Origin of the sequence: Streptomyces sp. NBC_01363 (genome assembly GCF_026340595.1) — a bacterium.
GTDB lineage: Bacteria > Actinomycetota > Actinomycetes > Streptomycetales > Streptomycetaceae > Streptomyces.
In genome coordinates, this window is record NZ_JAPEPF010000001.1 from 1064011 (window position 1) to 1080185 (window position 16175).

The 16175-nt window shown below is 68.9% G+C and carries 17 protein-coding genes; 9 read left to right on the top strand and 8 right to left on the bottom strand.

The features are described from left to right. The first annotated feature begins 24 nt into the window (after positions 1–24). Genes OG611_RS04985 through OG611_RS04995 form a run of 3 tightly spaced genes read left to right on the top strand, consistent with a single transcriptional unit; the run spans position 25 to position 1450 of the window. Positions 25–501, top strand: a complete 477-nt coding sequence (locus OG611_RS04985) for an SUKH-3 domain-containing protein (RefSeq protein WP_266415913.1) — start codon at positions 25–27, stop codon at positions 499–501. Next, on the top strand, positions 440–880 hold the full coding sequence (locus tag OG611_RS04990; RefSeq protein ID WP_266425541.1) for a YwqJ-related putative deaminase: 441 nt from the start codon (positions 440–442) through the stop codon (positions 878–880). The genes OG611_RS04985 and OG611_RS04990 overlap by 62 nt, the downstream gene beginning before the upstream one ends. Before the next feature lie 42 nt (positions 881–922). Further along, positions 923–1450 (top strand): SUKH-3 domain-containing protein, encoded by a 528-nt coding sequence (locus OG611_RS04995; protein WP_266415915.1) that lies wholly within the window; start codon positions 923–925, stop codon positions 1448–1450. Positions 1451–1506: 56 nt separating this feature from the next. On the opposite strand, the gene OG611_RS05000 is transcribed toward OG611_RS04995, so the two are convergent. From OG611_RS05000 to OG611_RS05010, 3 genes are all read right to left on the bottom strand, one after another. Continuing rightward, complete coding sequence (locus OG611_RS05000) at positions 1507–2124, bottom strand: hypothetical protein (RefSeq protein WP_266415918.1); 618 nt, start codon at positions 2122–2124, stop codon at positions 1507–1509. A 128-nt stretch (positions 2125–2252) separates the two neighbouring features. Then, positions 2253–4292: a serine/threonine-protein kinase gene (locus OG611_RS05005; protein WP_266415920.1), complete on the bottom strand. Its 2040-nt coding sequence runs from the start codon at positions 4290–4292 to the stop codon at positions 2253–2255. A gap of 123 nt (positions 4293–4415) precedes the next feature. Further along, a complete protein-coding gene (locus OG611_RS05010; RefSeq protein ID WP_266415922.1) occupies positions 4416–4910 on the bottom strand; it encodes a hypothetical protein in 495 nt (164 codons plus the stop codon). A gap of 79 nt (positions 4911–4989) precedes the next feature. Here OG611_RS05010 and OG611_RS05015 point away from each other — a divergent pair, with 79 nt between their 5' ends. Beyond that, entirely contained in the window at positions 4990–5985 is a 996-nt protein-coding gene (locus OG611_RS05015) for an aldo/keto reductase (protein WP_266415924.1), read from the top strand. A 262-nt stretch (positions 5986–6247) separates the two neighbouring features. Here OG611_RS05015 and OG611_RS05020 read toward each other — a convergent pair whose 3' ends face one another. After that, positions 6248–6775 carry a PadR family transcriptional regulator gene (locus tag OG611_RS05020; protein ID WP_266415927.1) on the bottom strand — a complete coding sequence of 176 codons (528 nt, stop codon included), beginning with the start codon at positions 6773–6775 and terminating at the stop codon, positions 6248–6250. 79 nt (positions 6776–6854) lie between these two features. Here OG611_RS05020 and OG611_RS05025 point away from each other — a divergent pair, with 79 nt between their 5' ends. Then, on the top strand, positions 6855–7631 hold the full coding sequence (locus OG611_RS05025) for an alpha/beta fold hydrolase (RefSeq protein ID WP_266425544.1): 777 nt from the start codon (positions 6855–6857) through the stop codon (positions 7629–7631). A gap of 422 nt (positions 7632–8053) precedes the next feature. On the opposite strand, the gene thpR is transcribed toward OG611_RS05025, so the two are convergent. Next, positions 8054–8629: an RNA 2',3'-cyclic phosphodiesterase gene (gene thpR, locus OG611_RS05030; RefSeq protein ID WP_266415929.1), complete on the bottom strand. Its 576-nt coding sequence runs from the start codon at positions 8627–8629 to the stop codon at positions 8054–8056. Positions 8630–8729: 100 nt separating this feature from the next. On the opposite strand from thpR, the gene OG611_RS05035 reads away from it, so the two are divergent. Continuing rightward, a complete protein-coding gene (locus tag OG611_RS05035) occupies positions 8730–9314 on the top strand; it encodes a Uma2 family endonuclease (protein ID WP_266415931.1) in 585 nt (194 codons plus the stop codon). Between the two features lie 93 nt (positions 9315–9407). Here OG611_RS05035 and OG611_RS05040 read toward each other — a convergent pair whose 3' ends face one another. Together OG611_RS05040 and OG611_RS05045 are read right to left on the bottom strand one after the other, a co-directional pair. Next, entirely contained in the window at positions 9408–10742 is a 1335-nt protein-coding gene (locus OG611_RS05040) for an MFS transporter (protein WP_266415933.1), read from the bottom strand. Between the two features lie 96 nt (positions 10743–10838). Further along, positions 10839–11279 (bottom strand): MarR family winged helix-turn-helix transcriptional regulator, encoded by a 441-nt coding sequence (locus tag OG611_RS05045; RefSeq protein ID WP_266415935.1) that lies wholly within the window; start codon positions 11277–11279, stop codon positions 10839–10841. Positions 11280–11424: 145 nt separating this feature from the next. Between OG611_RS05045 and OG611_RS05050 the strand changes: the two genes are divergently transcribed. Then, positions 11425–11640, top strand: a complete 216-nt coding sequence (locus OG611_RS05050; RefSeq protein ID WP_266415937.1) for a ribbon-helix-helix protein, CopG family — start codon at positions 11425–11427, stop codon at positions 11638–11640. Here the strand turns inward: OG611_RS05050 and OG611_RS05055 are convergent. Then, positions 11633–13087, bottom strand: a complete 1455-nt coding sequence (locus OG611_RS05055) for an NCS2 family permease (RefSeq protein WP_266415939.1) — start codon at positions 13085–13087, stop codon at positions 11633–11635. The two genes, OG611_RS05050 and OG611_RS05055, sit on opposite strands and share 8 nt — an antisense overlap. Before the next feature lie 189 nt (positions 13088–13276). Here OG611_RS05055 and OG611_RS05060 point away from each other — a divergent pair, with 189 nt between their 5' ends. Together OG611_RS05060 and OG611_RS05065 are read left to right on the top strand one after the other, a co-directional pair. After that, complete coding sequence (locus OG611_RS05060; protein WP_266415941.1) at positions 13277–13582, top strand: DUF2530 domain-containing protein; 306 nt, start codon at positions 13277–13279, stop codon at positions 13580–13582. Positions 13583–13694: 112 nt separating this feature from the next. Further along, a complete protein-coding gene (locus OG611_RS05065) occupies positions 13695–16175 on the top strand; it encodes an HAD-IC family P-type ATPase (RefSeq protein ID WP_266415943.1) in 2481 nt (826 codons plus the stop codon).

The following is a 16175-nucleotide window of genomic DNA, read 5'->3' on the forward strand; positions in this document are numbered from 1 at the left end:
CACCCACAGAACAGGAAACGCACCATGCCTCCGACTCGACCAACCACAGAAGTACTCGATTGGCTGACTCGACATGGCTGGTTTCCTGGGCGAGACATCGGTGATTCGGCGCGAGATCTTATCCAAGTGAGACTTCAGGACGCAGAGGCGCAGGGGTTTCCGCTCAAAGCCGTGGATGCGGCCGTTAGTGTTATCCACACGTACGGGCTTCTGGATTTGACGCATCCAAGAGCATCGCATTCCTCATTCGAGATGGAGCCGACAGGCGGATATGACGGCGATGCTCGATTGATTGCAGAAATTGCGTCCGGCCTGGGTGTGCCACTCTTTCCAGTGGGGTTCGAATCGTCAGAGTTCGGAATCATCCTGGTGGATGAAATCGGCCGGTGGTTTCTTCTTCACCACACAGGTGGATATTTCCTCGGCGAAGATGAGTACGATGCATTCTCTCGATTCATCACCAACGCTGACACTCCGGACGTGGAGGACTTCTTTGTCTGAGCAATTCCCTGCCGTAGCCTCTTCCCTGCTGATCGGCGGCCAGGTGGTGAGCCACACCAGCCTGGTCGGGGAAGGCGCCGCCAATCTCCATCCGGCCATCTGGTCATTCGCCGAATCGCTGCCGGCCGACGTGCGCAAGCCGTTCACCGGGCGCTGCGCCGAATCGGCCCTGGTATCGGACCAGTTGTGGGGGCTCGACTCCGCACGGAGTGACGGCCGCACGACCACCCTCGACGAAGCCGCGCCGCACTTCGCGGGATCCGCCATCATCTCCAAGATGATCCGCGGCCAAGGACACCCCGATCACGGCAAGACCACCGAACCGTGCGAGGTCTGCCGACTGCTGCTGCAGAGGTTGGGCACGCAGGTAATGTCCTGACGGAGAACTGGTCACCGCCTCGCCGAACGCACCGCCTCGGGGATGGCGGAGAAGTTGACCGCAGGCATCGAAGGGGCCGATTCCGAAATGAGTCACCCTCCGGCGCAACCAGCCCCAGAGGTGCTCGACTGGTTGACCCAAAACGGCTGGTTCCCAGGTCGCGACATCGGCGAGCAAGCCGATGAACTCATCCAGGTCCGGGTACAAGACGCCCAGCGACAAGGAATCACCATGTCGCCCGTACCGGCCGCAGTGCGCGTTATCCACACTTACGGCTCACTCCGCCTCAATCACCCAAGAACACACGACTTCTCCTGGATCATGAAGCCGACACTTGGATATGACGGCGACGCGAGACTTATTCAAGAATTAGCATTCAACCTGGGCACAGAGCTTTTCCCTATTGGCTACGAGTCTTCCGAGTACGGAATTCTCCTGGTCGACCGGAAAGGGCGCTTCTTCCATCTCCACCACACCGGAGGATACTTCTTGGGGGAGGATGAAATGGATGCCTTCTCCCGGTTTCTAATGGGCATATCCGACCCCGACGCCGAGGATTTCTTTGTCTGAGCGGTGCTCATCGTCCTGGTCGGCGCAGCCGCCGTCCCTGCCCGATCGACCGCCCCCTACTCGCTCAGCCCCACGACACCCCAGCCCCGCCGGGCGGCCTCGGCAAGGATGCGTCCCCACTCCGCCAGCAGGAGGGCGAACGCGTCGAAGTCGCCGCCCCGGCCGTCGGGGATGGCGGAGTACACGGTGAAGGCCTCGCGCAAGCCGTCGAGCCGTGGCCGTATGCCTTCCCAGGTCGCGGCCAGCTCCCGGACACTGTCCGGTGACCGTGCCACCAGCAGGCCGTACGCGACTTTCGGGTCGTCGGAGAAGAAGTCCCCATCCGTCTCCCCCGACTCGCCGTCCATGCCACCCCAGATCAGCCCGAGCAGGAAGGCGTCCAGCCCGGCCCGCAACACCGGATCGGCGTGGTCGCGGACGCGCTCCCAGTAGTGCGTGGCCCAGAAGTGCGGCTTGTACGAGCCGAGGGTGTGCAGGAACTCGTAGAGCGCGAAGAAGGCGCCGTTCGGCCCCTTCGGCCACTCCCAATCACCCTCGATCACCGGGGCATCGTGGTCCCACAGGCCCGTCTCGTCGGCGTACCAGGCATTCCTCAACCGCAACAGCCGCTCGCGCTCGGGCACTTCGCCCAGCCATGACCAGTCGGCGATCATCACCGTGATGTCGAGCCCCATGGCGTGAGGCTACCGGGCACGGTCAGGTCGCGGGCCCGTCCGCCTCCGCCGCGAGTGCTGCGACGCGTTCGCGCCACGGGGTATGGGGCGGATCGTCCTCGTACGCGGCCGCCTGGGCGCGGTAGCCGTCAGGACTGGCATTCCTCCAGCTTCGGCTTGTTCGGCGGGTTCGACCTGTTCAGCAGCGGGGCGAGGTGGCCGGCGTACAGCCGCTCCCAGACCCCGTCGGTCATGATCTTCTTCAGCGATGAACACACCTCCCGCTTCAGCCCCTTCGCGTCCGGATTCATGGCGACGCCGTAGCCCTCCGCGCCCGGACCGCTGTCCAGCCGCTTCAGCTCGGAGGGGTTGTTCTTGACGAACCCGGCGAGGATGACGTCGTCCGTGCTCACCGCGTAGACCGACGACGTCGGGTCCAACAGGTCGCGCACGCACCTGTCGTAGCCGTTCGGCAGCGAACCCGTCATGTTGTAGCCCGCCCTGGGCAGCCATGTCTCGTACGTCGAACTCCTCGCGGTACACACTTCGAACTGCTTCTTCCGCAGCATCCTGGAGTCGTCGATCGACACCCTCTTCGCCTTCTTGCGGACCATGAAGCTCCGGCTGGCCACGTAGTACGGGCCGGCGAACGCGACACTGTAGTCGGGCGGCTTCGCGTGCTTGCGCTCCGGCGTGATGCTGTAGGTGGCGATGACCAGATCCACATCGCCCTTCTGCAGTATCGTGCTCCGGTTCTCGCTGCTCACGGGCTCGAAGGCGACCCGGTCGCGGCTGTAGCCCATGTCGTGCGCGATGGCATAGGCCACGTCGATCTCGTACCCGCGGTACTTGCCGTCCTTGGTCTTCTCGCTCAGTCCGGGCTGATCGGCCTTGACGCCCACCTTCAGGATCGGGTGCGTCTTGATGTACGACTCCGGTTCGGAACCCTGGCCGGACCGGGCGCCCGCGTCCGCCTCACCGTCCCCCCGCATCCGGTCCGCGGCGAACCATCCGAGACCGGCCAGCAGGGCCCCGCACACCACGGCCGCCGAGACCTTCTGCCAGCCCGGGACGCGCTTCCTCGGCACCTGGGGCGGCGGGGGCGGCGGAGGCGGTGCCTGGGGACGTACGGGGGCGGGCGGCGGCACAGGCTCGGGTACGGGGTCCGGCTTCGCCGCCGAATCACGGAGGATCTTCCGCAGCATCTCCTCCGCGCTCTCGGCGCTCAGGCGCCGGCGCGGGTCCTTGTGCATCAGCCGGCCCACGACCTCGGCCAGGTCCCCGCCGTGCTCCATCGGAAGGGGGTCGGACTGGCAGGCGGCGACCAGGACCTCGTATTCGTTCGGCCGGTCGAAGGGGTGCCTGCCCTCGACCATCTCGTACAGCGTGACGCCCAGCGACCACAGGTCGGACGCGGGTGTCGCGGCGCTCTCCTGCGAGGTCTGGCCGAGCAGTTCGGGCGCCAGGTACTTGAAGGTGCCGATGAGTTCACCGGCCCTGGTGAGCGGGACGGCGCCGTCGAAGGTCGCGATGCCGAAGTCCGCCAGGATCGCGAAGTCGTCCTTGGCGAAAAGGATGTTGGCGGGCTTCACGTCGCGGTGGACCACCCGCGCCTCGTGGACCGCCCGCAACCCGCCCAGCACCTGGAGGCCGATCGCGGCCGTCCGCCGCAACGGGAGCCGCCGCTCCTCGCGCATCAGGTCCGCCAGCGAACGCGCGTTGAGCAGGTCCATCACGATCCAGACCTGGTTGCCGGACTCGACCCGGTCGTGCACCGCCACCACGTTCGGGTGCCTGATCTTGGCGATGGCCGCGGCCTCCCGTCGGGCCCGCTGCATCATCTGCTCCTGCGTGGCCGCGCCGATGGCGTCCCGGCCGAGCAGGCCCTTCACCGCGACGTGGCGGTCCAGGCGGGTGTCCAGCGCCTCCCAGACCTCGCCCATGCCACCGCGTCCGAGGCTGTGCAGGAGCTCGTAACGGCCGTCGATCACGTGGTGCGGTGCGGGAGTCGCCGCCCGGTCCGGCGACGGTGAGGACTCCGGCGTCGGATGCGTGTCCGGCCACGCCTGCGCGTGCTCGGTCGAATCGCTCCGGGGGAAGCCGCCCGCCCGCCCGCCGTCGGCCCTGCGGGGGGATCCGTCGCCTTGCCCGTGGTCCGAATCGCGACCGGCCGTACCCTCGCTGTGCATGCGACCCCCTGTGGACTACATGGAGCAACAGACTAGACGCTCGGTCATATTCTCAGCGGTCCACAGCACTTGGGATTCGGTCACCCCACGACCGCTCCCGGCCACCCTCACGGCAGTCCGCGCTCACCCTTCGGCGAACCGCTCCCCGCACCGGCTGCAGAACACCGGCTCCGGGTCCTGCGAGAGCCGGCCGCACGCCGGGCAGACCCGGTCCAGCAGGCAGGGGGCCTCGCCGCCCTCGTACGACAGGGCGGGGGCGGCCGAGGACTTGATGGTCAGGCCGGGGCGGCGACGGTGGACGGTCAGGCAGGTGAGGCCGTCCGGGCCGGCGGCGAGGGAGCGGCGGGAGGTCCGGGGCAGCCAGGCGACGGTGGTGGGCGCCAACTCCAGCGAGCCGCTCCCCGCGTCGATCCGGCCATGGCCCGCAACGACGACCAGGAGGACGTCCAGGACGTCCTCCTGGTGCGCACCGACCTCGCCGCCGGGCGGCAGGCGTACCAGGTTGGCATCCAACTCCCGGCCCTGCTCGGCCAGTTGCCACAGCGCGCCGCGATCGTCACGGCTCGCGTCGCGGAGCAGATCGTCGAGTACGGTTAGAATGTGTGGTACGGAATTCACGGCAGCCAGGCTACGCCCCGGCGGGGCGGCGCCGGTCGCCCTTGCTTCGAGCGGACTCGAAGGCGTTGGCTTGGTGTCCATGGAGTACACGCAGCTCGGACGCACCGGACTCAAGGTCAGCCGCCTCGTCCTCGGCACCATGAACTTCGGCCCGCAGACCAATGAGGTGGACAGCCACGCCATCATGGACGCGGCGCTGGACACGGGTCTGAACTTCTTCGACACCGCGAATGTGTACGGCTGGGGCGAGAACAAGGGCCGCACCGAGGAGATCATCGGCACCTGGTTCGCCCAGGGCGGCGAACGCCGCGACAAGGTGGTCCTGGCCACCAAGATGTACGGGAACATGGGCGCCGACGGCGAGGCCTGGCCCAACCACGACAAGCTCTCCGCCGTGAACATCCGGCGCTCCGTCGATGCCTCGCTGAAGCGGCTCCAGACGGACTACATCGATCTCTACCAGTTCCACCACGTCGACCGGAACACCCCCTTCGAGGAGATCTGGCAGGCGATCGACGTCCTGGTGCAGCAGGGCAAGATCCTCTACGCCGGTTCGTCGAACTTCGCCGGTTACAAGATCGCCCAGGCCAATGAACTGGCCGCCCGGCGGGGCTCGTTGGGCCTGGTCAGCGAGCAGTGCATCTACAACCTGATGGAGCGCCGCGCCGAGATGGAGGTCATCCCGGCCGCGCAGGAGTACGGCCTCGGTGTCATCCCGTGGTCCCCGCTGCACGGCGGACTGCTGGGCGGCGTGCTGAAGAAGGAGCGCGAGGGCACGGCCGGACGCTCGGCCTCCGGCCGCAGCGCGGACGCGCTGAAGGACGCGGCGCTGCGCGGGAAGATCCAGGCGTACGAGGATCTGCTCGACAAGCAGGGCCTGGAGCCGGGCGAGGTCGGTCTGGCCTGGCTGCTCACCCGCCCCGGGGTGACGGGGCCGATCGTCGGACCGCGCAACCGGGAGCAGCTGGACTCGGCGCTGCGGGCGCTGGAGCTCGATCTCTCCGCGGAACTGCTGGCCTCGCTGGACGAGATCTTCCCGGGTCCGGGGCCTTCGCCGGAGGCGTTCGCCTGGTGAGGACCGCCTGACGGACCACCGGGCCGTCGCCGTCCCGTCCCCGCAGGGGGCGAGGGCGGCGACGGCCCGTTTCCGTGTGTCCGCGAAGGGCGCTCGGCTCAGAGCCTGTCGGGTGACCTCGGATCGGGTAGCGGACGCGGTCTGGTGCGTGCGATTCCAAGGCGGAGGAGGGAGTCGACGCGGAGCGTTGGCGACCGACGACAACGCGGGAAGCGTGCGTGCCAGGGCGTGGCCGCCCGGTCGGAGGTCACCCGACAGGCTCTCAGGGCGCGTCCAGCTCCTTCAGCGTCTCCCCGAGCCAGCTCAGCTCCGCCTCGCTGGTCGCGCGGGCGATCCTCAGCAGCCCCCGCCGGAACGGGTCGTCGAACGACTCGGCGCCGAGCGGCCGCTCCCCCTCGTAGAAGAAGCTGCTCGGCTCCTCCAGGAACGCGAGCCGGCGCCGCAGCACGTCCGCCTGCTCGGCCGGGGACGGCAGATGACGCAGGAAGGCGAGGACCGTGAACCAGCGGTTCTCGTCGCTGATGTCCACCTCGTCGGCCTCCCGCAGGCGTCGCCGCAGCTCCTCGCGCCCCGGGCCGGTCAGGGTGAGGGTGTGACGGGGAGCGGCCCTGCTGCCGGGTTCGGTGCGGCGCTCCAGCCATCCGGCGCGCTCCAGGCGCTTGATCGCCGGGTACAGCGTGCCGTCCGCGATGGGGCGGACGTGCCCGGTGAGGTGAGCGACCCGGCGCTTCAGCTCGTAGCCGTGCAGCGGTTGCTCGTGCAGAAATCCAAGGATGGCCAGTTCCAGCATGTGCGTATCCTCTCCGACGATTGTTATACATCGATGCCGATGTATAGTTGCCCCGATGGTTGGCGACGAGGAGGAAGACATGCACAACGCCCGGGTGACGGCCGACGGCGCGCGCATCAGGTGGGTGGAGCTGCCCGGCCTGCCCGGCAGTACCCGTACCCGGGTCTGCCTGCACGGGCTCGGGGCCTCGTCCGGCCCGTACTTCACCGCGAGCGCCACCCATCCCCTGCTGGCCGGTGGCCGGACGCTGCTCATGGACCTGCTGGGCTTCGGGATCAGCGACCGCCCCACGGATTTCGGCTACACGCTGGAGGAGCACGCCGACGCGGTGGCGGCGGCGCTGGAGGCGGCCGGCGCGTACGACACGGACGTGATCGCGCACAGCATGGGCGGCGCGGTGGCCATCGTGCTCGCGGCGCGCCATCCGCGCCTGGTGGCCCGGCTGGTCCTGGTCGACGCCAATCTGGACCCGGTCGCCCCCGGGCCCGCGCGGCCGGGCAGCAGCGGCATCGCGGCGTACTCGGAAGAGGAGTTCCTGGCGCACGGCTGGGCCGAGGTACGTGACCGGGTGGGGCCGCACTGGTGGGCGACCATGCGCCTGGCGGGCCGCGAGGCGCTGCACCGCAGCGCGGTGCAGCTCGCCCGCGGGACGACGCCGACGATGCGTGAACTGCTGCTCGACCTGAAGATTCCGCGCACCTTCCTGCGGCCGCAGAGCGACGGGCCGCTGCCCGGCGAGGAGGCGCTCGTCGAGCAGGGGGTACGGGTGGTGGCGGTCCCGGAGTGCGGGCACAACATCATGCTGGACAACCCGGAGGCGTTCGCCGAGGAGACCGCGCGGGCCCTCGCCGACTGAGGAGGGGTGTGCGGCCGGATGCGACGGGCTCCTGCGGGGCCTTCGCCGCCGGGTCCGCCGGCTGCGGCACGGTCACTGAGAGCCTGTCGGGTGACCTTCGATCGGAGAGCGGACGCGGCATGGTACGTGCGATTCCAAGGCGCCGGGATGGCCTCGGATGGGGCCTCCCCTGCTCGAACGAAGTTGAGAGTTCGGGGAAGGAGCTACTAGGGCATTTCGGCAACGCCGGAAGCGTGCGTGCCAGGGCGTGGCCGCCCGATCAGAGGTCACCCGACAGGCTCTGAGGGGGCGGCCCGGGGCCCCGGCCGCGTCACGCCCCGACGGCGGCCGCCACGGCGACGACGACGAACATCAGCACGAGCACGGCCGCCATGATGCGGTTTCTGGTCTTCGGATCCACCCTTCGAGCCTAACCGCCGGTCTCAGTGCCCCAGCGACCAGGATGCGACCACCTCGTACCCGGGCCGCTCGCCCGGCACCCCCGAGACCGGCAGATCGCTGCGTACGAGGGCCAGCTCGCCGACCTCCCACCCGGTGCCCTCGAAGCTTCCGAGCGCCTCGACGCAGGGCCGCAGGTCGACCTCGGCGCGCCGGCTGCGGGCGAGGGTGAGGTGCGGGTGGTAGCGGCGGTGCTCGTCCATCGGAATGCCGGTGCGGCGGGCGGCGGCGTCGGCGCGCTCGGCGAGCAGCCGCAGCGTGTCGAGCGCGCCCGCGGCCCCCACCCAGAGCGCCCGGCCGCCGAACCGGCCGGCGCCGTGGATGCGGAGCGGGAAGGGGTCGGTGCGGTGGGCGGCCCGTGCGAGGCGCTCCTCCAGTTCGGGCAGCAGCTCCTCGTCCACGGGCCCGAGGAAGGCGAGCGTGTAGTGCCAGCCGGACACATCGGTCCAGCGAAGCCCCTCGGCCTCGGGCAGCGCGTGCAGCGGGGCGGCGGCACGGCGCAGTTCCTCGACGGCGGGGGCGGGCGGCAGCACGGCAACGAAGAGTCTGAGACGGCTCATGGGCCGAGTGTCGCACCGTACCGGCGTGTCTCGGCCTCCGTACGTATCGTTGTACTACGCGGCTGCCCGCGCCCGCGCGGCAGCGGGGAGGAGCGCCACGATGACCGTCGTAGAGACCGACAGGATCGAGATGGCCGACAGCAGCGACGAGCGCACTCTGGACATGATGTTCGAGTGGCTTGAGCCCACCCCCGAGGGATTCAAGGTCGAGATCGTCGAGGGGAACATCTACATGTCGCCGCAGCGGCGCACACACTGGCGGATCATTCTCGACATCATCGAGCAGTTGCGCGCAAGGTACCCCCGGGAGCGCTTGCTGTCCGATGTGCGCATCGACTTCCCGGGGCTGCTCAACGGTTTCGCCTCAGATGTCGTGGCATTGACCGACGGCGCCACCGAGGACACCAACGGCCGGTGCCGCTACCAGGACATCGAGTTCGTGGCCGAGGTGGTCTCGAAGAGCACCGCCGCCAACGACTACGGATCGAAGAAGGCCACCTACGCCACCGCCGGTGTGCCCGTGTATCTCATCGTCGACCCGTACACCGGTACATGGCATCTCCACACGCTGCCGAAGGAAGACGAGTACCGCAGCGTGCTGAGCCTCGACTTCGGCACCCGGGTCGACCTCACCTCGACCGTGGTGGGCCTCGCTCTGGAGACCGGCGACTTCCCCCGCGACTGACGCTCCCCGACACACGGCGGCCCCGACCGGTGCTCACCGGTCGGGGCCGTGCCCATGTGCTTCGGCCGTGACATGCGCTTCGTCGGACGGCGCTCACGCCGCCGTGGCCAGCTCCTCCCGTGGGACGAACCGGACATGCGGGCGGCCCGGCCGCAGGTCGACGCGGAGGCGCAGGCCTCCGACGCGGGCCAGCATCAGGCCGACGCCGAGCGCGGCCACCAGCGAGAACGCGCCGCCGACGGCCATGCCCGTACGGACCCCGTAGGCGTCGCTGATCCAGCCGACGATCGGGGCGCCCACCGGCGTACCACCGGCGAAGACCATCATGTACAGGCTCATGACCCGGCCGCGCATGGCCGGGTCGGCGGCCATCTGGACGCTCGTGTTCGCGCTGATGTTGGTCGTCAGGCCGATCATGCCGATCGGGACCAGCAGGATCGCGAAGAGCCAGACGGACGGCGACAGCGACGCGATGATCTCCAGCAGACCGAACGCCGTGCCCGCGGCCACCAGCATCCGCAGCCGGGAGGAGCGGCGGCGGGCGGCGAGCAGGGCACCGGCGAGGGAACCGGCCGCCATGAGGATGTTGAAGAACGAGTACATCCCGGCGCCGCCGTGGAAGATCTCGTCCGCGAAGGCCGTGAGCCAGATCGGGAAGTTGAACCCGAACGTGCCGACGAAGCCGACCAGGACGATCGGCCAGATCAGCTCGGGGTGGCCGGAGACGTAGCGCAGGCCCTCCCGCAGCTGTCCCTTGGCGCGCGGTACGACGGTGGTCTTGTGCAGCTCGCTCGTACGCATCATCAGCAGGCCGACGAGCGGGGCGGCGAAGGACAGGCCGTTGAACATGAAGGCCCAGCCGCTGCCGACCGTGGTGATCAGGACACCGGCGACGGCCGGGCCGATGAGCCGGGCGGACTGGAAGTTCGCCGAGTTGAGACTGACCGCGTTGCGCAGCTGGGCGGGTCCGACCATCTCGGACACGAACGACTGGCGGGCCGGGTTGTCGACCACCGTCACCATGCCGAGCAGGAACGCGATGAGGTAGACGTGCCACACCTGGACCACACCGGAGAGCGTGAGCACCGCGAGGGCGATCCCGCAGAGGCCGAGTGCCGCCTGGCTGACGAGGAGCAGCTTCCGCTTCGGGAGACGGTCCGCGATGACACCGCCGTAGAGGCCGAACAGAAGCATCGGAAGGAACTGGAGGGCCGTGGTGATGCCGACGGCGGTGGCGGACCCGGTGAGGCTCAGGACGAGCCAGTCCTGCGTGATGCGGGACATCCAGGTACCGGTGTTGGAGATCACGGCGCCCGTGGCGAACAGGCGGTAGTTACGGATCTTCAGCGACGAGAAGGTCCCGCCGGGCTTGCTCTCGTGGGTGGAAGTCGGTGCGGGGGCGGAGTCTGCTCCGGATCCCGTACTCAAAAGGGTTCGCCTCCTCGGGCGTATACGTTTCGCTGACTGACGGGGTGCGGCGGTGCGGGCGGTGCGCCGGCTGTGGTCCGGCGCGGCTCCGCCCCGCTACAGGTGGGCGAGCTTCTCCAGCACGGGCGCCGCCTTGCGGAGCGTCGCCCACTCGTCCTCGTCCAGGCCCTCGGCGAGGGCGGTCAGCCAGGCGTTCCGCTTGGAGCGGCTCTCTTCGAGCATGGCTTCCGCCTGCTCGGTCTGGCTGACCACCTTCTGGCGACGGTCATCGGGGTGCGGTTCCAGTCTGACCAGCCCCTTCGCTTCCAGCAGCGCGACGATGCGAGTCATCGACGGAGGCTGCACATGCTCCTTGCGGGCCAGCTCGCCCGGTGTGGCCGAGCCGCACCTGGCGAGCGTGCCGAGCACCGACATCTCGGTGGGGCTCAGCGACTCGTCGACGCGCTGGTGCTTGAGGCGCCGACTGAGCAGCATCACGGCGGAGCGAAGGGAGCTCACGGCGGCCGCACTGTCGCCGTCGTGGATCAGGTCAGGCATGTTTATTAGCGTAACTCATTACCTACCCTAAAGACCATTCGTGTTACACGCGCGAGAGGCACTTCACCCAATCGATCACCCGAACGAGTGAGTTGGATCCGTAAAGTGACGCGAAACGACCCACTGGGCCGTAACCCTGCTTGCCATGGGATCGACTGTGCTCAGCCTGCGGATAGACGGTGAGCTGCTCGACCGGCTCCGGCAGCATGCCGCCAAACGCGGAATGAGCGTCCAGGACTATGTCGTCCGGACGCTCATTCGCGATGACTTCGACGAGCGCTTCAAGGCGGCCGTCGACGAGACGGAGAGGTTCTACGGCCCCGAGGGGACCACGGGGATCAGGGCCGAAGAGGTCACGTGAGGCCGAGGGCCGGCATCGCGTAGTAGAAGACGAAGACCGCCGACACCACGTACATGGGCACCGGCACCTCGCGCCAGCGTCCGGCCACCACCCGCAGCACGGAGAAGGCGATGAAGCCGATGCCGATGCCGTTGGTGATCGAGTACGTGAACGGCATCATCAGCATGGCGAGGAAGGCCGGGATGGCGAGCGTGTAGTCGCTCCAGTCGATGTCCCGCACCGAGCCCGAGATGATCAGGAAGCCCACCGCCAGCAGCGCGGGGGTGGCCGCCTGCGACGGGACCATGGTCGCCAGCGGCGTCAGGAACAGCGCCACCGTGAACAGCAGGCCCGTCACGATGCTCGCGAAGCCGGTGCGGGCACCCTCGCCGACACCCGCCGTGGACTCCACGAAGCAGGTGCCCGCGGAGGCGGAGCTCGCACCGCCCGCGGCGACCGCGATGCCGTCCACGAACAGCACCTTGTTGATGCCGGGGAAGTTGCCGTCCTTGTCCGTCAGCTTCGCCTCGTCGCCGACACCGAGGATGGTGCCCATCGCGTCGAAGAAGCAGGACAGCAGCACGGTGAAGACGAACAGGACGCCGGTGAGCACACCGACCTTGTCGAAGCCGCCGAACAGACTGACCTTGCCGATCAGCCCGAAGTCCGGGGTGGCGACCGGATTGCCCGGCCACTGCGGGACGGTCAGCCCCCATGCCTGGCCCGGCAGATCGGCGATCGCGTCGATGATCATCGCGAGGACCGTCATCGCGACGATGGAGATCAGGATCGCGCCCGGCACCTTGCGGACGATCAGCGCGAGGGTGAGCAGCGCGCCGAGGATGAAGACCAGGACCGGCCAGCCGTTGAGGTGGCCGTCACTGCCGAGCTGGAGCGGCACGGTGGTGTGCGCGGCGTCCGGGACGCGGGAGACGAAGCCCGAGTCGACCAGGCCGATCAGCAGGATGAAGAGGCCGATGCCGATCGCGATGCCCTTGCGGAGCGAGGTCGGCACGGCGTGCATCACGCGTTCCCGCAGTCCGGTCGCGACCAGCAGCATCACCACGATGCCCGCGAGGACGACCATGCCCATCGCGTCCGGCCAGCTCATCCGGGGGGCGAGCTGGAGGGCCACGACGGTGTTGACGCCGAGGCCGGCCGCCAGCGCGATCGGCACGTTGCCGATGACGCCCATCAGGAGCGTGGAGAACGCGGCGGTCAGCACGGTGGCGGTGACCAGCTGGCCGCCGTCGAGCTGATGGCCGTACATGTCCTTGGCGCTGCCGAGAATGATCGGGTTCAGCACGATGATGTACGCCATTGCGAAGAACGTAGCGAATCCGCCGCGGATCTCGCGTGCAACCGACGACCCCCGCTCGGAGATCTTGAAGAAACGATCCAGGCCGCCTTGTGGCTGCGGAGCCGCGGGCTGACTGGCATCGACCGGAGCGGTGGCCGAGGGGGACATGTATGACCTCAGTCGTACGTAGAGGGGGAGTGAAAGTGGTCAGCTTTGGACTTTTACACGAATAATTCGAGTCAGCCGTAAGCAGATTCAGTATGAATACATAGGGCGAAGATCGCTATCTCCGCGCGTAGACCCTTGGGTCGCCTGGTCCGAGAGGGCTTCGCACATGGGGGCCCATACACTGAGGCCATGGCGAAGTGGACACCGAAGCACGAGGCACCCGAGCCCCTGGAGGGGCCCGTCGTCGCCACCATCACCGGCGGCACGATCCTCTGGTTCGTCCTCTTCCTGGTCCAGCTCCCGTTCTACGGCTGGTTCGACGACCACGGGCACCTGTGGTGGGTGTGGACCTGCCTGGCCGGTGCGGGGCTCGGCCTGATCGGCATCTGGTACGTACGGGGACGGGACGCCGCGATCAAGCGGGCGGCCGCCGAGGCCGACGGATCGTCCGGCACCGGGACGGGCGCCGAGGGCGCGCCGGGCGCCACCGCCTGACGGTGCGGCGCCGGGTCCTCGTACCACCGCAGGACCATTCCCCTCCTCCCCCGGTCTGATCTTCGGACCCCTCAGTGGGTGAACCGGACCATCCCCCCGTACCGTCGAAACCATGACGCAGCGGGCATCCCATCCCTTCGGCGAGCAGACTCCCGAAACAACCGGCTCCACCGGTCACCACGGTTCGGCCATGATCGACGCCGGGGCCGAGCTCGACCCGGTCCACCCGGTGAAGCTGCCCGCCCCGGCGGTGGACCCACGCGGGCTGACCGCGGCCGAGGTGGCCGAGCGGATCGCCCGCGGCGAGGTCAACGACGTACCCGTGCGCTCGTCCCGCTCCGTCCGTGAGATCGTCCGCGCGAACGTCTTCACCCGGTTCAACCTGATCATCGGCGTGCTCTGGCTGATCATGCTGTTCGTCGCGCCGATCCAGGACAGCCTCTTCGGCTTCGTGATCATCGCCAACACCGGCATCGGCATCGTCCAGGAGTGGCGGGCCAAGAAGACCCTGGACAGCCTCGCGGTCATCGGCGAGGCGAAACCCACGGTGCGGCGGGACGGGGTCTCGGCCGAGATCTCCACCTCCGAGATCGTCCTCGGCGATCTCGTCGAGCTGGGCCCCGGCGACAAGGCCGTCGTGGACGGCACGGTCGCCGAGGCCGACAGCCTGGAGATCGACGAGTCGCTGCTCACCGGCGAGGCCGACCCGGTGCTGAAGCGCCCCGGCGACCCGGTGATGTCCGGCAGCTTCGTCGTCGCGGGCGGCGGCGCCTTCACCGCCACCAAGGTCGGCCGCGAGGCCTACGCCGCCCAGCTCGCCGAGGAGGCGTCCCGCTTCACCCTCGTCCAGTCCGAGCTGCGCACCGGCATCTCCACGATCCTCAAGTACGTCACCTGGATGATGGTGCCGACCGCGATCGGCCTGATCATCAGCCAGCTCGTCGTCAACGACAACAACCTCAAGGGATCGATCGCCCGGACCGTCGGCGGCATCGTCCCGATGATCCCCGAGGGCCTGGTGCTGCTCACCTCGGTCGCCTTCGCGATCGGGGTCGTACGGCTCGGCCGCAAGCAGTGCCTGGTGCAGGAGCTCCCCGCCATCGAGGGCCTGGCCCGGGTCGACGTCGTCTGCCTGGACAAGACCGGCACCCTCACCGAGGGCGGCATGGACGTCACCGAGGTGCGGACGCTGGGCGGTGCGGACGACACGTACATACGCAGCGTGCTGGGCGCCCTCGGCTCGTCCGACCCGCGGCCCAACGCCAGCCTCCAGGCCATCGTCGACGCCTGCCCGGACGGCGAGGAGTGGCGGTGCACCCAGACACTGCCGTTCTCCTCGGCCCGCAAGTACAGCGGCGCCGCGTTCGACGAGGGCGGCGGCCGGGAGTCGTCCTGGCTGCTCGGCGCCCCCGATGTGCTGCTGCCCGAGCAGGACCCGGCGCTCGCCGAGATCGAGCAGCTCAACGAGCAGGGCCTGCGGGTGCTGCTGCTGGCCCGCGCACAGGGTGCGCTCGACGGGCCGGAGATCGCGGCCGGGGCCGTACCGAGCGCGCTGGTCGTCCTGGAGCAGCGGTTGCGGCCCGACGCCGGGGAGACCCTGGCGTACTTCGCCGACCAGCGGGTCGCCACCAAGGTCATCTCCGGCGACAACGCGGTCTCCGTCGGCGCGGTCGCGGGGAAGCTGGGTCTGCCGGGCGCCGAGCACACCCTGGACGCGCGCCGAATGCCCACCGATCCGGACGACATGGCCACGGCCATGGAGGAGAACGCGGTCTTCGGCCGGGTCACCCCGCAGCAGAAGCGGGACATGGTCGCCGCCCTCCAGTCCCGCGGCCACACCGTCGCCATGACCGGCGACGGCGTCAACGACGTGCTGGCGCTGAAGGACGCCGACATCGGCGTCTCCATGGGTTCGGGCTCCGAGGCGACCCGGGCCGTCGCCCAGATCGTGCTGCTGAACAACAGCTTCGCGACGCTGCCGTCCGTCGTCGCCGAGGGCCGCCGGGTGATCGGCAACATCACCCGGGTCGCCACCCTGTTCCTGACCAAGACCGTCTACTCGGTGCTGCTGGCGGTCCTGGTGGTCTGCTTCCAGGTCGACTACCCGTTCCTGCCGCGCCATCTGACCTTGCTGTCGACGCTGACGATCGGCGTCCCGGCGTTCTTCCTGGCCCTGGCCCCCAACAAGGAGCGGGCGCATCCGCACTTCGTGCGCCGGGTCATGCGGTACGCGATCCCGTCGGGCGTCATCGCGGCCGTCGCCACCTTCGTGACGTATCTGATCGCCCGGCACCACTACTCCGGTACGGGCGCCCTCGAAGCGGAGACCAGCGCGGCCACGCTCACGCTGTTCCTGGTCTCGATGTGGGTGCTGGCGATCATCGCCCGCCCGTACACCTGGTGGCGGATCGGCCTGGTGCTGGCGATGGGGCTGGCGTTCCTGGTCGTGCTGGTGGTGCCGTGGCTGCAGGAATTCTTCGCGCTGAAGCTGGTGGGAGCGACGATGCCGTGGACCGCGGTGGGCATCGCGGTGGTGGCGTCGGCCGGCCTGGAGTACGCCTGGCGGCTGGTCGGCCGACGCTTCCCGGTGTAG

What these genes read in the sequence shown, in the direction of transcription:
- OG611_RS04985 (WP_266415913.1), top strand. Translation starts at nt 25, where the DNA reads ATGCCTCCGACTCGACCAACCACAGAAGTACTCGATTGGCTGACTCGA.
- OG611_RS04990 (WP_266425541.1), top strand. Translation starts at nt 440, where the DNA reads ATGCATTCTCTCGATTCATCACCAACGCTGACACTCCGGACGTGGAGG.
- OG611_RS04995 (WP_266415915.1), top strand. Translation starts at nt 923, where the DNA reads ATGGCGGAGAAGTTGACCGCAGGCATCGAAGGGGCCGATTCCGAAATG.
- OG611_RS05000 (WP_266415918.1), bottom strand. Translation starts at nt 2,124, where the DNA reads ATGGGGCTCGACATCACGGTGATGATCGCCGACTGGTCATGGCTGGGC.
- OG611_RS05005 (WP_266415920.1), bottom strand. Translation starts at nt 4,292, where the DNA reads ATGCACAGCGAGGGTACGGCCGGTCGCGATTCGGACCACGGGCAAGGC.
- OG611_RS05015 (WP_266415924.1), top strand. Translation starts at nt 4,990, where the DNA reads ATGGAGTACACGCAGCTCGGACGCACCGGACTCAAGGTCAGCCGCCTC.
- OG611_RS05020 (WP_266415927.1), bottom strand. Translation starts at nt 6,775, where the DNA reads ATGCTGGAACTGGCCATCCTTGGATTTCTGCACGAGCAACCGCTGCAC.
- OG611_RS05025 (WP_266425544.1), top strand. Translation starts at nt 6,855, where the DNA reads ATGCACAACGCCCGGGTGACGGCCGACGGCGCGCGCATCAGGTGGGTG.
- thpR (WP_266415929.1), bottom strand. Translation starts at nt 8,629, where the DNA reads ATGAGCCGTCTCAGACTCTTCGTTGCCGTGCTGCCGCCCGCCCCCGCC.
- OG611_RS05035 (WP_266415931.1), top strand. Translation starts at nt 8,730, where the DNA reads ATGACCGTCGTAGAGACCGACAGGATCGAGATGGCCGACAGCAGCGAC.
- OG611_RS05045 (WP_266415935.1), bottom strand. Translation starts at nt 11,279, where the DNA reads ATGCCTGACCTGATCCACGACGGCGACAGTGCGGCCGCCGTGAGCTCC.
- OG611_RS05050 (WP_266415937.1), top strand. Translation starts at nt 11,425, where the DNA reads ATGGGATCGACTGTGCTCAGCCTGCGGATAGACGGTGAGCTGCTCGAC.
- OG611_RS05055 (WP_266415939.1), bottom strand. Translation starts at nt 13,087, where the DNA reads ATGTCCCCCTCGGCCACCGCTCCGGTCGATGCCAGTCAGCCCGCGGCT.
- OG611_RS05060 (WP_266415941.1), top strand. Translation starts at nt 13,277, where the DNA reads ATGGCGAAGTGGACACCGAAGCACGAGGCACCCGAGCCCCTGGAGGGG.
- OG611_RS05065 (WP_266415943.1), top strand. Translation starts at nt 13,695, where the DNA reads ATGACGCAGCGGGCATCCCATCCCTTCGGCGAGCAGACTCCCGAAACA.